Below are 19002 nucleotides of genomic sequence, written 5' to 3' on the forward strand. Positions count from 1 at the left end.
CCACCCTTGTGGGGGCCTTCGAGGCCTACCGGTCAGTATGCTCGCAGCATGGCGTCACAGTGGCAGACGCTCGGGCGGAGGCTCGGGAGGATGGCGGCGTCCGCCGTCGAGCAAGTCGTGTTCCGCGACGGCCCGAAGGTGCTGCGGCAGCTACAGGGATCGGAACTCGTCCAGCGGGGGCTCCAGCGCGGGCTGGAGGCGATCGGTGTCGTGGAGCCCGAACCACAGACAGCCATTCCGGGGCGCCCCGTAACGCACCGCAGCGTGCCTACGGCCCATCGCGCCCGGCGCATCGAGTACACGCCCAACCTGGATGGCCGCGCCGATCCTGGGGAGATCGTGTGGACGTGGGTGGTCTACGAGGATGACCCCTCGCAGGGGAAGGACCGCCCGGTGCTCGTCGTGGGACGGGACGGGACGCTACTGCTCGGCCTGATGCTGTCCACTCGGGAGCGCCACGAGAGCGATCTGGATTGGGTGGCGCTCGGCAGCGGCAGCTGGGATTACGACGGGCGCCCCAGCTGGGTGCGCCTCGATCGCGTGCTTGATGTTCCCGAGGAAGGGATTCGGCGCGAGGGCGCCATCCTGGACGTAGAGCGATTCAACATCGTCGCGACACGTCTGCGCGCACAGTTCTCCTGGAGCTGAGCGCTCAGCGCCTCAGCGCAACTCAGTCAGTGTTCTACGGAGTTGCGCAGTTCTACGGAGTTGCGCACCGGCGACGGCGTGAACATGGCCTGATCGATGAACTGCGCGGTGTACTCGGCCAGTTCTTCGCGCTCCAGACGCAACCGTCCGTCGAGCCAGGCCAACACGGTGCCGGCGACACCCGCGGCCAGGGCTTCGGCCTGAACCGCGGTGTAGTTCGGATCGGCATCCGGGTCGAACTCGGCGCGAGCGGCACCGAGCATCAACGCCATGTAGTGCGTCAACCGCATACGACGACGAGTGAGTCGCTGGCTTCCCATCGCCTCGGTGGCGATCACACGGGCGCGCCGGGGGTCGGAGGTCAGTGCGGTCACCGCACCCACGACGCCAGCATGCACCTGCGAGCGTGAGTCCTTCTCAGCCGCGGCCATCGCCGAACCTGCCGTGGCGATGCTGTCTTCGATGATCCAGTCGAAAACCGCGACGAGCAGCTCGTCGAGGCCGTCGAAGCACTCGTAGAAGTAACGGGTGTTCAGTCCGGCGGTCTTGCAGATCTCCCGAACCGTTGTCGCTGCCCAGCCTGAACTGGCCATCACCTCGAGCCCCGCCTCAAGGAGGCGTCGCCGCCGCTCCGCGCGGCGCTCATCCGCCGTTCGTCCGCCGTATAGCCCGGTAGCTTGTTTGGTCACCATGGTCTACGCATTATTACTCTTCTTGCCAGACACCTGTGCAATAACCGGCTTTTCTGCGGCGTTTAGGCGAGTCGTGTGACCTCGACCACGACGTCCAGATCGGTCGACCCGCCCCCCGAGTAGATGCCCTTGAGAGGGCTGACATCCGAGTAATCCCGGCCGACGCCAATGGTGATGTACTGCTCGTTGATCTCGCTGTCGTTGGTGGGGTCGTAGTCCCACCAGCCGCCGGCCCAGGCCTGGATCCACGCGTGACTCTGTCCATCCACCGTCTCGCCCACTGCCGCATCGCCCTTGGGGTGCAGGTAACCCGACACGTAGCGCCCCGGAATTCCCATACTGCGCAGCAGAACCAATGTCAGATGCGCGTAGTCCTGGCAGACACCCTTTTTTTCACGCAGCGCATCCAGCGCCGACGAGTGCACACCGGTGGTTCCGGGCACGTAGTCAAGCTCCGCGTGCACCCATTTCGACGCCGCGACAATGGCCTCGGCGGGAGTGGCATCCCTGGCGATCCTCTTGCCCACCGACTGCACCTTCTTGCTGTGGGGGACGTACGCACTGGGCGAAAGATACTCGTCGAATCGGTCGAGGACGGCCGTGGCGTGGATGTCATCCCAGCCCACGGATTCCTCCGGCATTTCCGCGACATCGGTCTCCACCACCGACAGACCCGTCACCTCCAGCTCGGTATGCGGTGCGTGCAGGTCGAACGTCGTGACGGCGGTACCCCAGTAATCGACATACCGATACGAGCGGGTGGCGGGAACCGTCTCTACGCGATTGAGGATGACGTTCTGACGGCCGTCACTACGCGGGGTCAACCGCGCCTCGTTGTAGGACGCGGTCACCGGCGTCTTGTAGGCGTAACCGGTCGCATGGACGACTCGCAGGCGCCACATCTACTTCTCCTCTTCGCGCAAGCTGGGGGTATCTCCCGCTGGGGGCCTCATCGTCAGATCTCGCCTTCTTCAATGGGATCCACATCGTGGCGACCACCGGCATCGCTCCACGCCACCCACGGCGCGGCGTGGAAGTACTGCAGCGCCACCGCTTCACCCAATTCCCGGCAGGTCTGCTGCAGGCCGGCCAGGCGCGTCGGCAGGTCTTCCAGCAGCACCCCGGGACGCATGAACTCCAACTCACTGCGGGCCCGCCCCAGTAGACGCTGCGCCTCGGCACGCGCCCCCACCCGGCTGTGCGGCTGGTGATCGAGCTCCTCCAGGCTCAGCTCGGCCTGGCGCAGCGAGTGGAACACCGAACGCGGAAACAGGCGATCCAGCAGCATGAACTCGACAACCCGGCTGGCATCCAATACCCCGCGGTAGGTACGCAGGTACGTGTCGTGGGCGCCGGCGCTGCGCAACAGGGTCACCCAGGCGGGCGAGGATGCGCGGTCACCAACGCGCGAGAGCAGCAGCCGCACTGTCATATCCACCCGCTCGATGGACCGGCCCAGCACCAGAAACCGGTATCCGTCATCACGGCTGAGCGTGGAGTCGGCGAGTCCCGCGAATTGCGCGGCGCGTCCCTCCACATAGGTGAAGAACTCGTGTGGGCCGAGCCTGCGGGCGGCGCGCTCGCGGTCGGCCAGCGCGTTGTAGGTGGTGTTGAGGCACTCCCACATCTCGGTAGAAGTCACTTCGCGTGCGCCGCGGGCATTCTCGCGCGCTTCGGAAATGGAGTCCACGATCGACCCGCCCTGCACTCCCCGGCTGAACGCGACAAGTTCGGTGAGCGACCACACATCGAGCACGATGTCCGGCGCGTCGATGCCCAGTACACGCAGCAGTACCCGGGAGGCGTGGTCGGGATCCACGCTGGCGTCCTCAAGCAGCTGGTGCACCGTGACATCGAGGATGCGCGCGGTGTCATCGGCACGCTCGACGTACCGGCCGATCCAGTAGAGCGACTCCGCGTTTCGCGCCAGCATTAGGACATCACCTGCTGTTGTTGTTGCTGTTGTTGCACCTGCAGACCCGCGGTGGCTGCCTCAGGTCCCTGTTCGACCTCCGCCGCCTGCGGCAGTTCGGGAACCACTTCGGCGCCCGAGAGCTCACGATCGGCGACCGAGGCCCGCGAGGCCAGCACCCAGGTGTCTTTGGACCCGCCGCCCTGGCTCGAGTTCACCACCAGCGAGCCCTCCGGCAGCGCCACCCGGGTGAGGCCACCCGGCAGCACCCACACGTCGTCACCGTCGTTGACCGCGAAGGGGCGCAGATCCACGTGCCGGGGCACCAGCTGATCGCCAACTTTCGTGGGCACCGTGGACAGCTGGACCACGGGCTGGGCCACCCACCCGCGCGGGTCCGCTCTGATCTTCTTGGCGATCGCGGCGCGTTCCTTTTCGGAGGCATCGGGGCCGAACACGATGCCGTACCCGCCGGACCCCTCCACCGGCTTGATGACAAGCGCGTCGATGCGGTCAAGCACTTCTTCGCGTTCGTCGTCGAGCCAACATCGGTAGGTGTCGACGTTCGCGACGATGGGTTTCTCGCCGAGGTAGTACTCGATGATCGTCGGCACGTAGGTGTAGACGAGCTTGTCGTCGCCCACTCCGTTGCCCACGGCGCTGGAGATGACGACGTTCCCGGCGCGTGCGGCATTGAGCAGCCCCGCGACCCCGAGCACCGAATCCGGACGGAACTGCATGGGGTCCAGGTAGGTGTCGTCGATGCGGCGGTAGATGACGTCGACCTGGCGCTCCCCCTCGGTGGTGCGCATGTATACCTGGTTGTCTCGGCAGAACAGGTCGCGTCCCTCGACGAGTTCCACACCCATCTGGCGGGCCAATAGTGAGTGCTCGAAGTAGGCGGAATTGGCGACACCCGGGGTGAGAACCACCACAGTCGGATCTGCCTCGTTGGTGGCCGCCGATTTACGCAGGGCGCGCAGCAGGTGCGAGGCGTAGTCGTCCACCGCGCGCACCCGGTGCGAGGTGAACAGGTCCGGGAACACGCGCGCCATGGTGCGGCGGTTCTCCATCACGTACGACACCCCCGACGGGGACCGCAGGTTGTCTTCGAGCACCCGGAAGGTGCCCTGCGCATCGCGCACCAGGTCGATTCCCGCGACGTGGATACGCACCCCGTTGGGCGGGTTGATCCCGGCGGCCTCGCGGTGGAAGTGCTCGCAGGACGTGATCAAGGCACGTGGGATCACCCCGTCACGCAGGATCTCCTGATCGCCGTAGATGTCTGCCAGGTACATCTCCAGCGCCCGCACCCGCTGGGCGATGCCCCGCTCCAGACGTGACCACTCGGCCGCGGCGATGACGCGCGGCACCAGATCCAGCGGAAACGGCCGTTCCTGACCCGACAACGAGAAGGTGATTCCCTGATCGACGAATGCCCTGCCCAGCGCGTCTGCGCGCGCGGCCAGGTCGGCAGCGTCGGTGGGCGCGAGCTCGGCGTAGATCCCCTTGTAGGGGCCGCGCACGTTGCCATCCGCGTCGAACATTTCGTCGAATGCCTTGGAGTAGGCACCCTTCTCGGACACCAGTGCGCGGTATCCGCCAAAGATCTGGTCATCACGCCGGGTTAGCCGTGGCGTTGCCGCCGTGCGTGTGGGTCGGCCCGAGTTTGGCATCACTGTTCGCAGGCTCACCTTGCCTATGCTGCACTAACTCGCCGGATTCGGCAGTGCGTGCGCGCGTATCGCCGATACTTGCTGGCTACCTGGACGCAATCTCACGTTGTTGACCGACCCGCCGGTTTCAGGTTTCGGCCGCACCCCTGGTAGTCTCTTCCCTTGCGGCGCTGCTCAGCTGCCCTGGATCCAATGATCTGGAGGCCCGCCGCCCTACCGGACGATTTACCGAAGGATTTAGACGCGTGGCCAATATCAAGTCGCAGGAAAAGCGCATCCGGACCAACGAGCGTGCCCGGTTGCGCAACCAGGCGACCAAGTCGTCTCTGCGTACGGCAGTCCGCGGTTTCCGCGATGCCGTCGCCGAAGGTGACAAGGAGAAGGCGGGCGAGCTGCTCGTCGCCACCAGCCGCAAGCTGGACAAGGCTGTCACCAAGGGTGTCATCCACAAGAACCAGGCCGCCAACAAGAAGTCGGCGCTGGCCCTGGCTCTGAACAAGCTCTGATCTAGTTTTCGATCAACGCCGAGCGCGCACGCGTGCTCGGCGTTTTTCGCGTCCCACAGCAGCTCCGCCGAGTCAGGTATTCACCAATTCGGCCACCTTGCGCACCGCAGATTCCAGGGCGTAGTCGGCATCGGCCGCCGCCCCCTTCACATCGGCGTTGAGCGCGGCCACTACCCGGATGGCCTCGGCCACCGCGTCACGCGACCACCGGCGTGCCTGTTTCTGCGCCTTTTCGATGCGCCATGGCGGCATCCCCAGTTCGGATGCTGCCGCGTACGCGTTCTGTTTGATGGGCCCCACGCGTGCGATGGTGTGCACCGCCTCGGCGAGCGCATCGGCCAACAGCACATGCGGGACGCCCCGCTGCATCGCCCAGCGCAGCGCCTCCGTCGAGCCGGCGACGTCACCCACCACCGCCTTGTCGGCGATATCGAATCCAGACACCTCCGCACGTCCGGAGTGGTAACGGCGCACCGCGGCCTCGTCGACGTTGCCGTCGGTGTCCGATACCAACTGCGAACACGCTGCCGCCAACTCACGGATGTCGGAGCCGACGGCGTCTATCACAATGGCGACCACGCCGGCGTCCACTTTCTGTCCCAGCCGGCGGAATTCTTTATGTACGAAGTCGGCCCGCTCGGCGGCCTTGGTGATCCGCGCACAGTTGTGCACCGCTGCGCCGAGATCCTGCAATGTGGTGGCCAGCGCCTTCGCACGGCCACCACCCGAATGTTGGACAAGCAGAAAAGTACCCGGCGGCAGATCCGAGGCTGCCTGCTCGATGAGGGTGACCGAGTCCTTACCTGCTTCGGCGGCGGCGTCGACGACGATCACTCTTTCGTCAGAGAACAGCGAGGGGCTCAGCAGCTCGGCCAGCTCGGCCACGTCGACCTGCCCTGCTCGCAATCGATTGACGGGGATATCCGCGCCCGTCTTGCCGCGAACAGCCTGGAGCACCGAAGTCACCGCGCGTTCGACCAGTAGTTCTTCGTCTCCCAGGATGAGGTGCAGCGCATCGGTCACCCGACGATCGTGCCATGCCGCGGGGACAGGGAGTTTCCCACTTCCACCCGGTGACCGATTAGTACGTACCCCAGTTTGAGCCGCAGAATTCTGGAAACATTACCGACCAGTAGCACCGTCGCTCCCCACCTAGCGAACAGGATGGCCGGCCAATGACAACGGAGTCTCTGCACATCATCGCTGCCGCCGACGAAGGCGGCGGTGCCGCACTCGACCAGGTGATCGGCATGTCTGTGGCCGCCACGATCGTCTCCGGCGGTCTGCTGTGGATCGGCTACCTGCATCGTCGGCGACGCATCACCTGGTTACAGAACCTCGCAGACCGGGTGGGTGAGAAGTTCAACCGCCCCTCCTGGGTGGCCTTACAGATCTGCCTCTTCGTCACGACGATCGTCGCCGCACTGTTCGGTTTCATCTGGGATGTCAGCCTGCACATCGGCAAGGGCCGCGATGCGGGTCCGCTAGCCAATCCCGCGCATTACTTCATTCTGTTCGGGCTGTTCCTGCTGTTCATCGCGGGCACCCTGGCGGTGGTCCTGCCCTACGACAAACCCGGGCCGGCGGCGGTGCGCATCACCCGCACCTGGTACGCACCGGTGGGTGGCCTGCTGATGGCGATGTGTGGGTTGTACGCATTGATCGGTTTCCCGCTGGATGACATCTGGCACCGCATCTTCGGCCAGGACGTCACACTGTGGGGCCCGACCCACCTGATGCTGATCGGCGGCGCCGGGCTCTCGTTGGTCTCCGTACTGATCCTGGAATACGAGGGCAGGCGGGCCATCGGCTTCAACCCAGACGATGACACGACTTTCGTGAAATTCTTGCGCTACTTGTCCTTTGGCGGGTTGTTCATCGGACTGTCGGTGTTCCAGATCGAATACGACTTCGGCGTCGAACAGTTCCGATTGGTCCAGCAGCCCATGATGATCGCCGCGGCCGCTGCCTTCGCCGCGGTGTGCGCACGAACCGTGATGGGCCGCGGCGCCGCAATCATCGGCGCCCTATTCGCCATTGTTCTGCGCGCAGCCGTCTCGTTGCTCGCGGGGCCGATACTCGGCGGTCCGACGAGTTGGTTCGCGCTGTATCTCGGGCCCGCGTTGGTCGTCGAGCTCATTGCCCTGACCCCGCTGATCAAGCGCCCCATACTGTTCGGCGCCATCGCGGGCCTGGGCGTAGGGACCGTCGGTCTGTGGCTGGAATCTCTCTGGATCGGTGCGGTCTATCGCTACCCATGGCCGCTGAGCATGTGGCCGGAGGCACTGGCGATGTCGGTGCCTGCCGCGATCGCCATGGGTGTCTGCGGAGCCCTGCTGGGCATGGTGCTCACCGGCCAGAAGCTGCCCAAACCATCCGTGAGCATCACATCGGTTGTCTTGACCGTGCTCATTCTCGGGGCTGCGGTGGCCAACGGCCTACGCACCGAGGTACCCGAACATGCCACCGCGACAATCGCATTGAGCGAACTGTCCAACGAGGGCGGCAAGCGGATGGTGTCGGCCGACGTGGTGATCAGCCCGCACGATCTGATCAGTGATGATCCCGAATGGGTGACGATCCTGTCCTGGCAGGGCGGCTTGGCCAACGATCACGGCCTGGCGATAGACAGACTGCAGAAGATCGGCGAGGGCCACTACCGTTCGACTCAGCCCATCCCCGTGTACGGCTCGTGGAAGACACTGCTGCGTGTGCAGGACGGCACCACGATGACGGGGGTGCCCATCTTCCTTCCCGCCGACCCCGGCATCGGTGCGCAAGAGACGCCAGCCTTGGCGTCCAGCACCAAGCCGTTCACCCAGGAGCTGACGATCCTGCAGCGCGAGCGCAACCAGAATCATCCGTCCTGGCTGTTCAACGTGGCATCGCTGGTGGTGCTGTTCTGCACCCTGGCGCTCATCGCGGCATTGAGCTGGGGCGCCGGGCGCATCAATGGCACCGAAACACGCAGTGACAGTGATGCATTGCCGACACCGGGACCCAAGGAGCCGGTGCCACACGGCCCATGACCGTGGCGTACCTGGCAGACCACTCGTTGCTGTTGGCATTGCCCGCATTCGCACCCGCGGTTGTCGTGGCGGGCGTGGTCATCTGGGTGGCGATGCGGGATCGCCGTCACGACGACGAGGACGACCCGGCCAACGAGGAAGAGCAGCACCGTGATTAGAACGTGATGAGGAGGAACCGAGAATGATCGCCAAAGCGCTGACCGCGATCTGCGCCGTCGCCTTGATCTGCAGCGGCTGCGCAACATCGAGGGAGACACCCGCCACCGAATCGACCGCACCGTCACCTCAGCTGACCATCGATGTCACCATCAAGGGCGGGGTCGTCACACCGAGCAATGCCACACTGCACACCCGAGTCTCCGAGCCCATCGTGATCCGCGTGGACAGCGATGTCGCCGACGAGCTACACGTGCACTCCACCCCCGATCACAGCTTCGAGATCGAACCGAAGAGCGGCCAGACGTTCCAGTTCAGCGTCACGGTGCCCGGAAAGGTCGATGTCGAGCTCCATCGGCTCAAGAAGACGATCGCCACGATCTCCGTACAACCGTGACCGCCGGTCGGTCGACGGCCATACTCGCCCACGGCCTGGGCGGTTCGTCCGATCTTCCGATCCCTTACACCTATGCACTGATCGGCGCGGCGTGGGCGTTGACGTTCACCTTCGCCGTCGTTGCGCTGGCATGGAAGAAGCCCCGGTTCGACGCGGACCGGCCCGGGCGACCGCTGCCGGCGTGGGTCACGGCCGTCGCCGGCGGGCGGCCCGCGCGCTGGACAAGTACCGCACTGGTACTCCTGGCGACCGCGTGGATCACCGTGGCCGCGGCCTTCGGCCCGCAGGACGGCAGGAATTCGCTGCCGGGCGTCTTCTACGTACTGCTGTGGGTCGGCGTGGTCGCGTTGTCGCTGCTGTTCGGGCCGGTGTGGCGGCTGCTGTCTCCCCTGCGCGCCGCGTACCGATTACTGGCCGCGTCGCGGCGGCCCCCGCCCACCGGATACCCACGGCGGTGGGGATATTGGCCCGCAGCCGCCGGACTGTACATGTTCGTATGGCTGGAATTGGCCAGCGCGGACCCGGGATCGCTTCGCGCAGTAAAGATCTGGCTACTGGCGTACCTGACGATAACTCTCGCGGGCGCGCTGGCATGTGGCACGCGCTGGTTCGCACGCGCCGATCCGTTCGAGGTGTACAGCATGGTGGCTTCGCGGCTATCACCCGTGCGGCGCAACGCTGACGGCCGCATCGCGGTCGGCAACCCGTTCGACCATCTGCTGTCGCTGCCGATTCGGCCCGGCATCGTGGCGGTGCTCGCTGTCCTGCTGGGTTCGACCGCGTTCGACAGCTTCTCGGCCATGCCCGGCTGGCGCACGTTCGTCGACGAACTTGCCGGTGGTTCCACAGTCGCGGCAGTCGCGGTCCGAACCGTCGGGCTGACGGTCTTCGTGACCACGGTCGCGACCACCTTCTGCCTGGCTGCGCGCGCGACCGGTGGGGTCACCCCCGCCACTCGGCGCGGTATGCCGGGCCTGCTCGCGCACTCACTGATCCCGATCGTCATCGGTTATGTGTTCGCCCACTATCTGACCTATCTGGTGGAGCGCGGTCAGCAGACGCTGCTGCGACTCGCCGACCCGCTCGGGCGCGGATGGTTCTCCACTGTCGACGTGTCGTACGTCTTGTCGATGCATCCGTCGGTGCTTGCGACGCTCAAGGTGGGTTTCGTGCTGGCCGGGCACATCGCGGGCGTGATGGCCGCGCACGACCGGGCCCTGCAGGTTTTACCCAGGAGACATCAGGTGACCGGGCAGCTGGCGATGATGCTGGTGATGGTCGGTTACACCTTCACGGGGCTGTACCTGCTTTTCGGCGGATGACGGCGCTACCGCCCAAATCTAAGGCTTTTCTAAGAAATTAAGAGAGCAGTAAGAGTAGGGTGCATCGAGACGAAAGGATCAGCGATGACACCTGAAAAGCGGGAACACAGAGATCACGCGGTAGTCCTCGGGGCCGGGATGGCCGGACTACTGGCAGCCAGGGTGCTGTCGGAGTCTTACGAATCGGTCACTGTGGTCGAGCGCGATGAATTGGGCGTGGGCGCCATCTCACGTAGCGGGGTGCGGCAGGGTGAGCACATCCACATGTTCATGAGCTCAGGCACCGAGGCGCTGGAACAGCTGTTCCCCGGAATTCTCGAAGAACTCCGGACGGATGGAGCCACCGTCTGCGACGAGGGCGACCTCTCGCGTGTCCGGATGCTCATTGGGCCGCATGAGATGTTCAACCGATCAGACAAGTTCCGCAACCCCGGAACTTTCAAGCTCTATCTCACGACCCGGCCATTCCTGGAATCACATGTACGACAACATGTTCGACTAATCGATAACGTCAGGTTTCTCGATGGACACGACGTCATCGAACCCATGACCGCCGGGCGCCGCGTCACCGGGGTTCGGGTGGCGCGGCGATCCACCGGTCTGGTGACGACGCTCATCGCGGACCTGGTGGTGGACGCCACCGGACGGACACCGCGGACCCAAACCTTCCTGGATCGGCTCGGATGCGAAAGGCCTGCCGAAATCCGCATGGCATCGCCCGTGACGTATGCGAGCCAGCTGTTGCACGTTCCCGATGACGTCGACTTGGACAAGCTGACCTTCTTCAACCCTGCACCAGAACATCCGTATGGCGGAGCGATCGCCCGCTGCGAAAACGGCACCGTCATGATGACTCTGGGCAGGCTCAATCTCGAAGAACCACCCACCACCTTCGACGAAATGCTGTCCTTCGCAGAACAATTCGTACCCACCGAGCTGGTGGACACCATTCAGTCGGCGATACCGATCGACGACGTGCACACCTACCGGTATCGCGAGGCCGTGTGGCGGCGCTACGACCAGATTCAGCAGTTCCCTGAGGGTCTGCTGGTAATCGGAGACGCGATCTGCAGCCTGGACCCCATCAAGGGCCAAGGAATGACGATGGCTCTTGTCGAGGCAATGACATTGCGGGACTGCCTCACCGCAGGCGATGCCGAGCTCGCCCGCCGATACTTCGGTGCTGTCGGCCGGCGCATCAACGCGGTATGGCAGCAGAACAAGACAGCGGCTCCGTTGTTCACCGGAACTCCGGCGAATGCTTCTGTCACGCAACGTATCACCTGGAGGTTGTTGGCGTGGTGGGCGCTCACGATGATGGCCGCGGCGCGTGAGGACATTCGCATCACTGAAACGATCCTGCGCGTCAGCCACCTGCACGAGTCCCCATCCCAGATGCGACGGCCCGCATTCCTGCTACGGGTGCTGCGCCACAGCCGGCGGCGACACGAAGCACCCGTCGTGCAATCACCTCGCCGCCGGCTCACCGTTTCCAGGACGTAGAGATACCCCCTCAGCTCGCCAGTCGCGCCGAGATAACCAACGCGAGCACGCACAGCGTCGCAAACCAGACCACTCCGCGGAACCACCGACGACGCCACAACCACACCGAAATACCAAGCAGCAGGGCCACAATAACGAAACCGACGACACCAGAGAGCACCGAAATCGCTGTCGCTCCATCCGCGGCGGCGTAGTCGGCTACGCGCAGCAGCCACCACAGTTCCGGGCCACAGAACCGCACCAGCACACCTGCGGTAAGCGGTGAGATCACGGCAAGCCCTGCGGCTGCGGTGCCGAGGATCGTGATGGGTGCGATGACAATTCCCGCGACCACATTGGCGGCGACGGAGGCCACACTGACGCTTCCGGAGATCGCGGCGATCAGCGGCGCGGTAACCACCTGCGCCGCCACCGCGATGCACAGCGCGTCGGCCAGTGGCTTTGGCCAACCTCGGGCGGTCAGGCGCACCGACCAGCGCGGCGCCAACACCACCAGTGCCGCGGTGGCGACCACCGACAACGCAAACCCGATATCGACGGCAAGACCTGGCGACACGGCAAGCAGTACCAAAACCGTTGCCGCTAAAGCCGGTACGGCCTGTCGCCGCCGTGCTGTCAACACACCGAGTAGTCCGATCGCACCCATCACCGCGGCTCTCAACACGCTCGGAGACGGCCTGACGAGGACGACGAAACCGACCAGAATGAGCGCTGCCAACAACACCGAGGCCCGCAGGCCGATCAGTCGCCCCAGGAGCAGCACGGCTCCGCACACGATGGATACGTTGGCCCCCGACACCGCCATTAAATGAGTGAGTCCCGATGTTCGGAACGTAACGACGGTGTCCTCATCGAGCGCACTGGTGTCGCCCAGCACCAGCGCTGGCAGCAGCGCGGCTTGGTCGACAGGCAGTGCACTTCGCGTAACCTCGACAAATCGATCACGAATACCGTTGGCCGCAGCATGCATTGGCGAGTGGCCGATCACCGTGGGCTCTCCCGTGGCGGCTAGCGTGACGATGGTCAGATCACGCCGCGCAGGACGAGCGACCACCGCTCGGGTCTGCAGAGTGTCCCCGACCGCGGCGACGCTCAGTAACGACGATGACCCGAAGAGGACTACGGAGCCGGCACTTGGCCGTGCGGGATCACCCATCGCGACAAGGTCGGCGCGCACCATCGCACGACCACCGGCGATAGAACGCGGGTCATCTGTTACTCGTAGTTGCACCGCAACAACCTGTCCCACGCTGGAGCGCAATGGATGACTCTGCACCCCGTCACGTCGCATTGCCGCGGCAACCGAAAACCCGACACCGACGATGAGGATGACGAGCGCCCCGTGGACGAGTGCTTTGTTCAGCCGGCGACGACGCAGTTGCACGGCGAGCGCGCCCAGCGCCAGCACCGCAGCCATGAAATAACCTATTGGCCAAAGGATTCCCGTAGCCGTCGCGGCCCAGGCGGCAAGCGCGGGCGGTACCAGCCGCAGATCCAGAAGAGACTCATCGGCGTGAGTCACAGCACGACGAGGGCACGCAGCTTGTCCAGCCGTGTCGGGCCGATCCCGTCGACCTCGGAGAGCTGGTCAATGCTGGTGAACTTGCCATGTTCAGATCGCCACCGCACAATCGACGCCGCCATGACCGGCCCCACGCCAGGTAGCGTATCCAGCTCGGACTCCGTTGCCGTGTTGAGGTTTATCCGCCCCTGCGGTGCCGTCCCCGCGGCTCCTCCACCCGCGGCCGGCGGCTGCCCGGCGGCGATAATCGAGCTCGCCATTCCTACCGGCTGCCCGGGCGCCGGAGCGAGGCCGACCACTATCTGATCGCCATCGGCAACCGGCCGGGCCATGTTGAGCGTCACGACATCGGCACCATCGACCACACCCCCGGCCGCTGTCACCGCGTCGGCGACTCGCGCACCGCTGGACAACGTGACCAGGCCCGGCCGCTTCACCAGACCGGCCACACTGATGACCAAGGAACTCGGCGCCGACACCGAACTCGATGAAACCGGTTGCACCGCAGGAAGATGTGCACTCACCGGGGGTGGCGGCTGACGCATCACAGTGAAGATGGTGACCAGCACTGCCAGCACACCGATGGCACCCAAGGCGACAATCCCGGCACGGCCGGGATCGGTGCGGACGGACTCCAGCCATCCGTGCGGACCGCCCGGTGTCAGTGAATCCGGAAGCCAACGCAACGCAGGATCCGGCTCGACACCAGCCGCCCCCGCGACGTCATCATCATCTCCGTCATCGTCATCCTCGCGCCCGGGCGGCGCCAGGCGTCGGTGCAGCAGCTCGGATTCCATATCTCAACGCTAGAAAGCACCGGACCATCCGGCCAGAGATGAACCGGTATCTGTGGATCAATACGGAGCTGTGGAGAAATCCAAACGCCTAGCTCACTCCACGGGTTCGGCGCATACCCCGACAGCACCGGGCCCCACGTGCACCGCCAGCACCGGCCCCATCTCCGAGATCACCGGATCATGCGCGGTATTCAGCCGCGAACACACCAGCTCATTGACCTTCTCGGCGGTTTCGGTGTTGTCAACGTGGTGGATCGTCACCGAGACGCGACGCTCGCCCACGAATTCGACGATGTTGTCGACCATCGCTCCGATCGCCTTGGTGGCGGTGCGGACGCGCTGCGCGAGAACCAGCTTGCCGTCTTCGTCGATCTGTAGCACCGGCTTGAGGGCCAGCGCGGTGCCGAGCCAGGACGAGGTGGCGCTGATACGTCCGCTGCGGCGCAAATGGTCCAATTTATGTACCACCATGACACATCGACTGCGCCCCACCGCATCCCGCGCGGCCTGGTACGCCGCACTCAGGTCAGCGCCCGCAGCCGCGGCCCGGGCCGCGGCCAGCGCAACGAAACCGCTGCCCATCGCGGCCGACCGTGAATCAACGACATGCAGCCGATCGCCGTACTCACGGGCCGCCTGTTCGGCGGCTTCGAACGTGCTCGACAGCCTGCCGGACAAATGGACCGCGACCACGCCGTCGCCGCCACTGTCGATCAGGGCCTGCCGATACACCTCCGTCAGCTCGGCGGGCGACGCACCGGCCGTGGTGGCGCGGCCCTTTTCGTACACCGAGGCGGGGATGGGATCCACGCCGTCACGCAGATCCAAATCGCCGGTCAAGACATGCAACGGCACCAGCCGGATACCCAGCATCTCGGCGTCTTGCGGTAGCAGTCGCGCCCCCGTATCTGTCACCACCACAACCGGCATGGGTCACCGAACCCCGAGTTCGGGCAGCACGGTCCGCAGCGCGTTGATCATCAATTCGGCAACGCGCTCATGTGCGACAAAGTTCCAGTGGATTCCGTCCGGGTTCCCCCGGCCCGCGAAGATCTCCTCGCCGACGGCTTCCTTCAGGTCCACCACCGGCATGTTGTGTTCCGACGCCCAGGTCTGGATGGCCGAAGCGGTGGCTTCCCTGCCCGAGTGCACGCGGCCATACGACTCGGCGATGTGCACCGACGGCAACGAGGCGATCATGGGCAGCCCAGGCCGGTTGAAATCGAGTGCACCACGTGTCTTTTCGAGGTATTCCACGGTGAGCTTGGGGGGCAGCGCCACCCGCGCGATGGGCGAAAGGCGGGGCTGCAACCAGCCGTACCCGTCGCGGATCCAGCTGCGCAATCTCGGTGGACGAATCAGCCTTATCGACTCCCGCAACGCCGTCGGAAGCGGCGACGGCAGTGAATCCATCCCACTTGTCGCGAAGATGACGGCCCCGGCATGCGGTACCGCTGCCCAGGCCCGCGGGTCCTGGATGGCCGCCCACCACACGTCCCGGCAAGTCCAGCCAATTCGTGCAATCAGCTCGACATCCCAATCGAGATGCCGCCCAACGATATTGGGCCAAATCCTGGGATCGTCGGCGGGTAGACCCCCAGTAGGTCCGTAGTAGGACAACGAGTCCGCAAAAATCAGCAGCTTTCTGCGCCCTGAGTCTCCCTCAGAGGACGTCATTGGTCACCTGCGCCGAGGCGTTCCACACATCGAGGCGCCACCGGATGTCGTCAAATCCGGCGCCGTCCGCCGAATGTCCGCCCAGCTGGACCCAGCTCGCATTGCCCATCCCGCCGAGTACCGGCCAATTGCTGACGTCCAGGCGCAGTAGCGCGGCCGTGAGTGCGGCGATAAGACCGCCATGGGCAACAAGGACCACCGGGTGGTCACGCTCATCGGTTCCCCACTCGGTCACCGAGCCAATGAGTTCGGCGACGAGGGGCAGACTGCGATTAGCCACATCGATGCGGCTCTCCCCGCCGTGTGGCGCCAGGGTCGCATCGTCGCGCCACGCAGCCCGGGCGCCGGGAGCAATGGCGTCGACCTCGTGGTGGGTCAACCCCTGCCAATCGCCGAGATGGGTCTCCCGTAACCGCTCGTCAACCGACACCCCGACATGGCAGCGGTCCGCCAGCGCCGTCGCGGTGTCATACGCCCGCTGCAGATCCGAGGACACAATCGCCAGTGGCAACCGCTTGGCCAGCACCTCGGCAGCCGCGACCGCCTGCGCCCGGCCCAGATCAGAGAGTCCGGTGTCCAGCTGTCCCTGCATTCGGCTGTCGGCGTTGAAGGTCGTCTGCCCATGCCGTAGCAGCACCAACCGGCGGATCATGCGTCGTCCTCCGCATCGGCCGCAGCCTCCGCGGGCAACGCGTCCAGATCCACCGGAATGGTCGGGCAGTCACGCCAAAGCCGTTCCAGCGCATAGTAGTTACGTTCGTCCTCATGCTGGACGTGTACAACGACATCCACATAGTCCAGAAGCGTCCAGCGTCCTTCGCGGCCACCCTCGCGGCGCACCGGCTTGTGCCCACCGCGGCGCAGCTGCTCTTCCACCTCGTCGACGATCGCGTTCACCTGACGCTCATTAGAGGCCGAGGCGATCACGAAACAGTCGGTGATGACCAACTGTTCGGAGACGTCGATGACGACGATATCGGTGGCAAGCTTGGCTGCGGCGGCCCGTGCGGCCAGCGTCGCAAGCTCGACGGCGTCTGTGGTTGCGGTCATGCGGCGTCCCCTCGGTTCTGACTGTAAAGCTGATGCTTGGCGACGTACTGCACGACGCCGTCCGGTACCAGGTACCAAATCGGCCGCGCCTGGCCCGCCCGAACCCGGCAGTCGGTCGACGAGATGGCGAGCGCGGGCACTTCGACGAGCGAGAGCCCGTCCGGAGGCAGCTCGGCATGGGCGATGTGATCGGAACTCAGCTCGTATCCGGGCCGGCTAACCCCTATGAACTTGGCCAAGGTGAACAGCTGCTCCCAGTTCTCCCACGACAGGATCGATGCCAGCGCGTCTGCGCCGGTGATGAAGTACAGGTCCGCGTCGGGATGCGCGTCTCGTAGGTCGATGAGGGTATCGACGGTGTAGGTCGCGCCGCCACGGTTGATATCGGCCCGGCTGACGGTGAACCGCGGATTCGATGCGGTCGCGATGACGGTCATCAGATACCGGTGCTCGGCGGGGCTGACCTTGCGCCCTTGCTTCTGCCACGGCTCGCCCGTTGGCACGAAGATGACCTCGTCGAGCTCAAACCGGTCTGCGACCTCGCTGGCGGCAACCAAGTGACCGTTATGGATGGGGTCGAACGTCCCGCCCATCACCCCAAGTCGGCGGCGTTGCGATGAGCCGCTCACGCCACGAGTGTCAGGGACAGATTGCACGAATTGCCAGCCTACTGGAGTGCTGACCGGCGCTAGACGGGCAGCAGGTTGTCGATCACCGTGGCCAGCTGCTTGGCCGATCGGCATTCGTGCATGGTGATGGCGTCCTGGTACCGCGTGGCGGCCGAATCACCGGTTCCCCAGTGGTTCTTGGGCTCGGGATTGAGCCAGTGAGCGTGCCTGCTGGAGGACACCATCGATGAGAGCACCTCGACCGCAGGATTGCGGTAGTTGGTGCGTCCGTCACCCAGGATGAGCAGCGCACTTCGGGGGGAAAGGACCGTCGGGAACTTCTCGACGAACGTCTTGAAGGCATGCCCGTAGTCACTGTGCCCATCGCCGGTGAACACCTCTGCCTCCCGGGTGATCCGCACGATGGCTTCGGCAAGGTCGGTGTCGGGCGTGAACAGGTGGGTCACCTCGTCGGTCGTGTCGATGAAGGCGAAGACACGCACCCGCGAGAACTGCTGACGCAGCGCATGCACCAGCAACAGCGTGAAATGCGAGAACCCGGCCACCGATCCCGACACATCGCACAACACGACCAGCTCTGGCCGGGCCGGGCGTGGCTTCTTCTGCACGACGTCGATGGGCACGCCGCCGGTGGACATGGACTTGCGCAGGGTGCGGCGCAGGTCGATCTGGCCGGTATGTGCACGTCGCCGCCGCGCCGCCAGACGGCTGGCCAAGGTCCGTGCCAACGGCTGTACGACACGGCGCATGTTGCGCAGTTGCTCCCCCGAGGCGCGCAAGAACTCCACGTTCTCGGCAAGCTGTGGCACACCGTACGCCGTCACGCGTTCCCGCCCCAGCTGTTCGGCGGTGCGGCGTTTGGTCTCCGCCTCAACGAGCTGGCGGACCTTCGAGATGCGTTGTTTTGCCATCGCTTTCGCAACCGCCTCGCCCGTGGGCGAGGCCGGGGAATCGGAGTCGCCGTCGCCGAGCAAGCCCATCAGCAGCTTGGCCTCGATCTGGTCCAAGGACAACGACTTCATCGCCTGATACGCCGAGTAGGACGTCCCCCGGGTGGAGTTGTACTTCCCGTAGGCCTCCACGATCTGAGCGATCAACGAATTCAGTGGCAGATCGCCGGCATCGGAGGCCAGCAGGTCTACCAGCTGCTCACGCACCTGCTCGATGTCCCGGATGTCGAGCGGCTCGTCCACGTCTACGTCGACGAAACGCGCCCCGAGCGCGGGCGGAAACCACAGATCGAACAGCACGTCGAAGGTGGGCCGATGATCGGCGCGGCGCAAGACGGCGCAGGCCAAACCTTCGCGGAGTTCGGTGCGGCTGTGCAGCCCCAGTACCGTCATGACCCGACCCGCGTCGACCGTCTCCGACGGGCCCACCGAGATGCCTTGTTCGCGCAGCGCTTCCACGAAGCCCACCAGATGCCCCGGCAGCCCGTGCGGCGCCAGGGGCAGCACCGCCTTGGAGGGCTTACGCGGGGGCATTA

The 19002-nt window shown here is 65.1% G+C and carries 20 protein-coding genes; 7 read left to right on the forward strand and 13 right to left on the reverse strand.

Annotated features, from left to right (window positions below; all coding sequences use genetic code 11):
• Positions 1 to 48 precede the first annotated feature (48 nt).
• Positions 49 to 648 (forward strand): type II toxin-antitoxin system PemK/MazF family toxin, encoded by a 600-nt coding sequence (locus tag AC5Y5C_RS23395; RefSeq protein WP_499976919.1) that lies wholly within the window; start codon positions 49 to 51, stop codon positions 646 to 648.
• A 26-nt stretch (positions 649 to 674) separates the two neighbouring features.
• Here the strand turns inward: AC5Y5C_RS23395 and gplR1 are convergent, their stop codons facing one another.
• The 4 genes from gplR1 to AC5Y5C_RS23415 form a co-directional block, all read right to left on the reverse strand.
• Positions 675 to 1340 (reverse strand): TetR/AcrR family transcriptional regulator GplR1, encoded by a 666-nt coding sequence (gene gplR1, locus AC5Y5C_RS23400; RefSeq protein WP_499976920.1) that lies wholly within the window; start codon positions 1338 to 1340, stop codon positions 675 to 677.
• A gap of 62 nt (positions 1341 to 1402) precedes the next feature.
• Entirely contained in the window at positions 1403 to 2242 is an 840-nt protein-coding gene (locus AC5Y5C_RS23405; protein ID WP_499976922.1) for a transglutaminase family protein, read from the reverse strand.
• Positions 2243 to 2295: 53 nt separating this feature from the next.
• The gene (locus AC5Y5C_RS23410) at positions 2296 to 3273 is read right to left on the reverse strand and encodes an alpha-E domain-containing protein (protein ID WP_078291117.1); all 978 of its coding nucleotides are present in this window, start codon (positions 3271 to 3273) and stop codon (positions 2296 to 2298) included.
• Positions 3273 to 4928, reverse strand: a complete 1656-nt coding sequence (locus AC5Y5C_RS23415) for a circularly permuted type 2 ATP-grasp protein (protein ID WP_499977040.1) — start codon at positions 4926 to 4928, stop codon at positions 3273 to 3275. The genes AC5Y5C_RS23410 and AC5Y5C_RS23415 overlap by 1 nt, the downstream gene beginning before the upstream one ends.
• A gap of 245 nt (positions 4929 to 5173) precedes the next feature.
• Between AC5Y5C_RS23415 and rpsT the strand changes: the two genes are divergently transcribed.
• Positions 5174 to 5434 carry a 30S ribosomal protein S20 gene (gene rpsT, locus AC5Y5C_RS23420; RefSeq protein WP_499976924.1) on the forward strand — a complete coding sequence of 87 codons (261 nt, stop codon included), beginning with the start codon at positions 5174 to 5176 and terminating at the stop codon, positions 5432 to 5434.
• 72 nt (positions 5435 to 5506) lie between these two features.
• On the opposite strand, the gene holA is transcribed toward rpsT, so the two are convergent.
• Complete coding sequence (holA, locus tag AC5Y5C_RS23425) at positions 5507 to 6457, reverse strand: DNA polymerase III subunit delta (RefSeq protein ID WP_499976925.1); 951 nt, start codon at positions 6455 to 6457, stop codon at positions 5507 to 5509.
• Between the two features lie 152 nt (positions 6458 to 6609).
• Between holA and AC5Y5C_RS23430 the strand changes: the two genes are divergently transcribed.
• The 5 genes from AC5Y5C_RS23430 (at position 6610) to AC5Y5C_RS23450 (ending at position 11841) form a co-directional block, all read left to right on the forward strand.
• Positions 6610 to 8463, forward strand: coding sequence for a hypothetical protein (locus tag AC5Y5C_RS23430; protein WP_499976927.1), 1854 nt, complete (start codon positions 6610 to 6612; stop codon positions 8461 to 8463).
• A complete protein-coding gene (locus tag AC5Y5C_RS23435; protein ID WP_499976928.1) occupies positions 8460 to 8621 on the forward strand; it encodes a hypothetical protein in 162 nt (53 codons plus the stop codon). The genes AC5Y5C_RS23430 and AC5Y5C_RS23435 overlap by 4 nt, the downstream gene beginning before the upstream one ends.
• A gap of 23 nt (positions 8622 to 8644) precedes the next feature.
• Complete coding sequence (locus AC5Y5C_RS23440; protein ID WP_499976930.1) at positions 8645 to 9016, forward strand: hypothetical protein; 372 nt, start codon at positions 8645 to 8647, stop codon at positions 9014 to 9016.
• Positions 9013 to 10338: a hypothetical protein gene (locus AC5Y5C_RS23445; protein WP_499976932.1), complete on the forward strand. Its 1326-nt coding sequence runs from the start codon at positions 9013 to 9015 to the stop codon at positions 10336 to 10338. The genes AC5Y5C_RS23440 and AC5Y5C_RS23445 overlap by 4 nt, the downstream gene beginning before the upstream one ends.
• Before the next feature lie 84 nt (positions 10339 to 10422).
• The gene (locus AC5Y5C_RS23450) at positions 10423 to 11841 is read left to right on the forward strand and encodes an FAD-dependent oxidoreductase (protein WP_499976933.1); all 1419 of its coding nucleotides are present in this window, start codon (positions 10423 to 10425) and stop codon (positions 11839 to 11841) included.
• Between the two features lie 10 nt (positions 11842 to 11851).
• On the opposite strand, the gene AC5Y5C_RS23455 is transcribed toward AC5Y5C_RS23450, so the two are convergent.
• The 8 genes from AC5Y5C_RS23455 to AC5Y5C_RS23490 all read right to left on the reverse strand — a co-directional run bounded on the left by AC5Y5C_RS23455 (position 11852) and on the right by AC5Y5C_RS23490 (position 19000).
• Complete coding sequence (locus AC5Y5C_RS23455; RefSeq protein ID WP_499976934.1) at positions 11852 to 13363, reverse strand: ComEC/Rec2 family competence protein; 1512 nt, start codon at positions 13361 to 13363, stop codon at positions 11852 to 11854.
• Positions 13360 to 14160, reverse strand: coding sequence for a ComEA family DNA-binding protein (locus AC5Y5C_RS23460; RefSeq protein ID WP_499976936.1), 801 nt, complete (start codon positions 14158 to 14160; stop codon positions 13360 to 13362). Before AC5Y5C_RS23460 ends, AC5Y5C_RS23455 begins: the two co-directional genes overlap by 4 nt.
• 93 nt (positions 14161 to 14253) lie before the next feature.
• Positions 14254 to 15090 carry a DegV family protein gene (locus AC5Y5C_RS23465; protein ID WP_499976937.1) on the reverse strand — a complete coding sequence of 279 codons (837 nt, stop codon included), beginning with the start codon at positions 15088 to 15090 and terminating at the stop codon, positions 14254 to 14256.
• A gap of 3 nt (positions 15091 to 15093) precedes the next feature.
• A complete protein-coding gene (octT, locus tag AC5Y5C_RS23470; RefSeq protein WP_499976939.1) occupies positions 15094 to 15837 on the reverse strand; it encodes a diglucosylglycerate octanoyltransferase in 744 nt (247 codons plus the stop codon).
• Positions 15824 to 16489, reverse strand: coding sequence for a glucosyl-3-phosphoglycerate phosphatase (gene gpgP, locus AC5Y5C_RS23475; RefSeq protein WP_499976940.1), 666 nt, complete (start codon positions 16487 to 16489; stop codon positions 15824 to 15826). Before gpgP ends, octT begins: the two co-directional genes overlap by 14 nt.
• Positions 16486 to 16887, reverse strand: coding sequence for a ribosome silencing factor (gene rsfS / locus AC5Y5C_RS23480; protein ID WP_499976942.1), 402 nt, complete (start codon positions 16885 to 16887; stop codon positions 16486 to 16488). Before rsfS ends, gpgP begins: the two co-directional genes overlap by 4 nt.
• Positions 16884 to 17516, reverse strand: coding sequence for a nicotinate-nucleotide adenylyltransferase (gene nadD, locus AC5Y5C_RS23485; protein ID WP_499976944.1), 633 nt, complete (start codon positions 17514 to 17516; stop codon positions 16884 to 16886). The genes rsfS and nadD overlap by 4 nt, the downstream gene beginning before the upstream one ends.
• Before the next feature lie 59 nt (positions 17517 to 17575).
• A complete protein-coding gene (locus AC5Y5C_RS23490; protein ID WP_499976946.1) occupies positions 17576 to 19000 on the reverse strand; it encodes a vWA domain-containing protein in 1425 nt (474 codons plus the stop codon).
• Positions 19001 to 19002: the final 2 nt, after the last annotated feature.

The sequence above is a fragment of the Mycobacterium sp. NGS15 genome, from assembly GCF_059813245.1.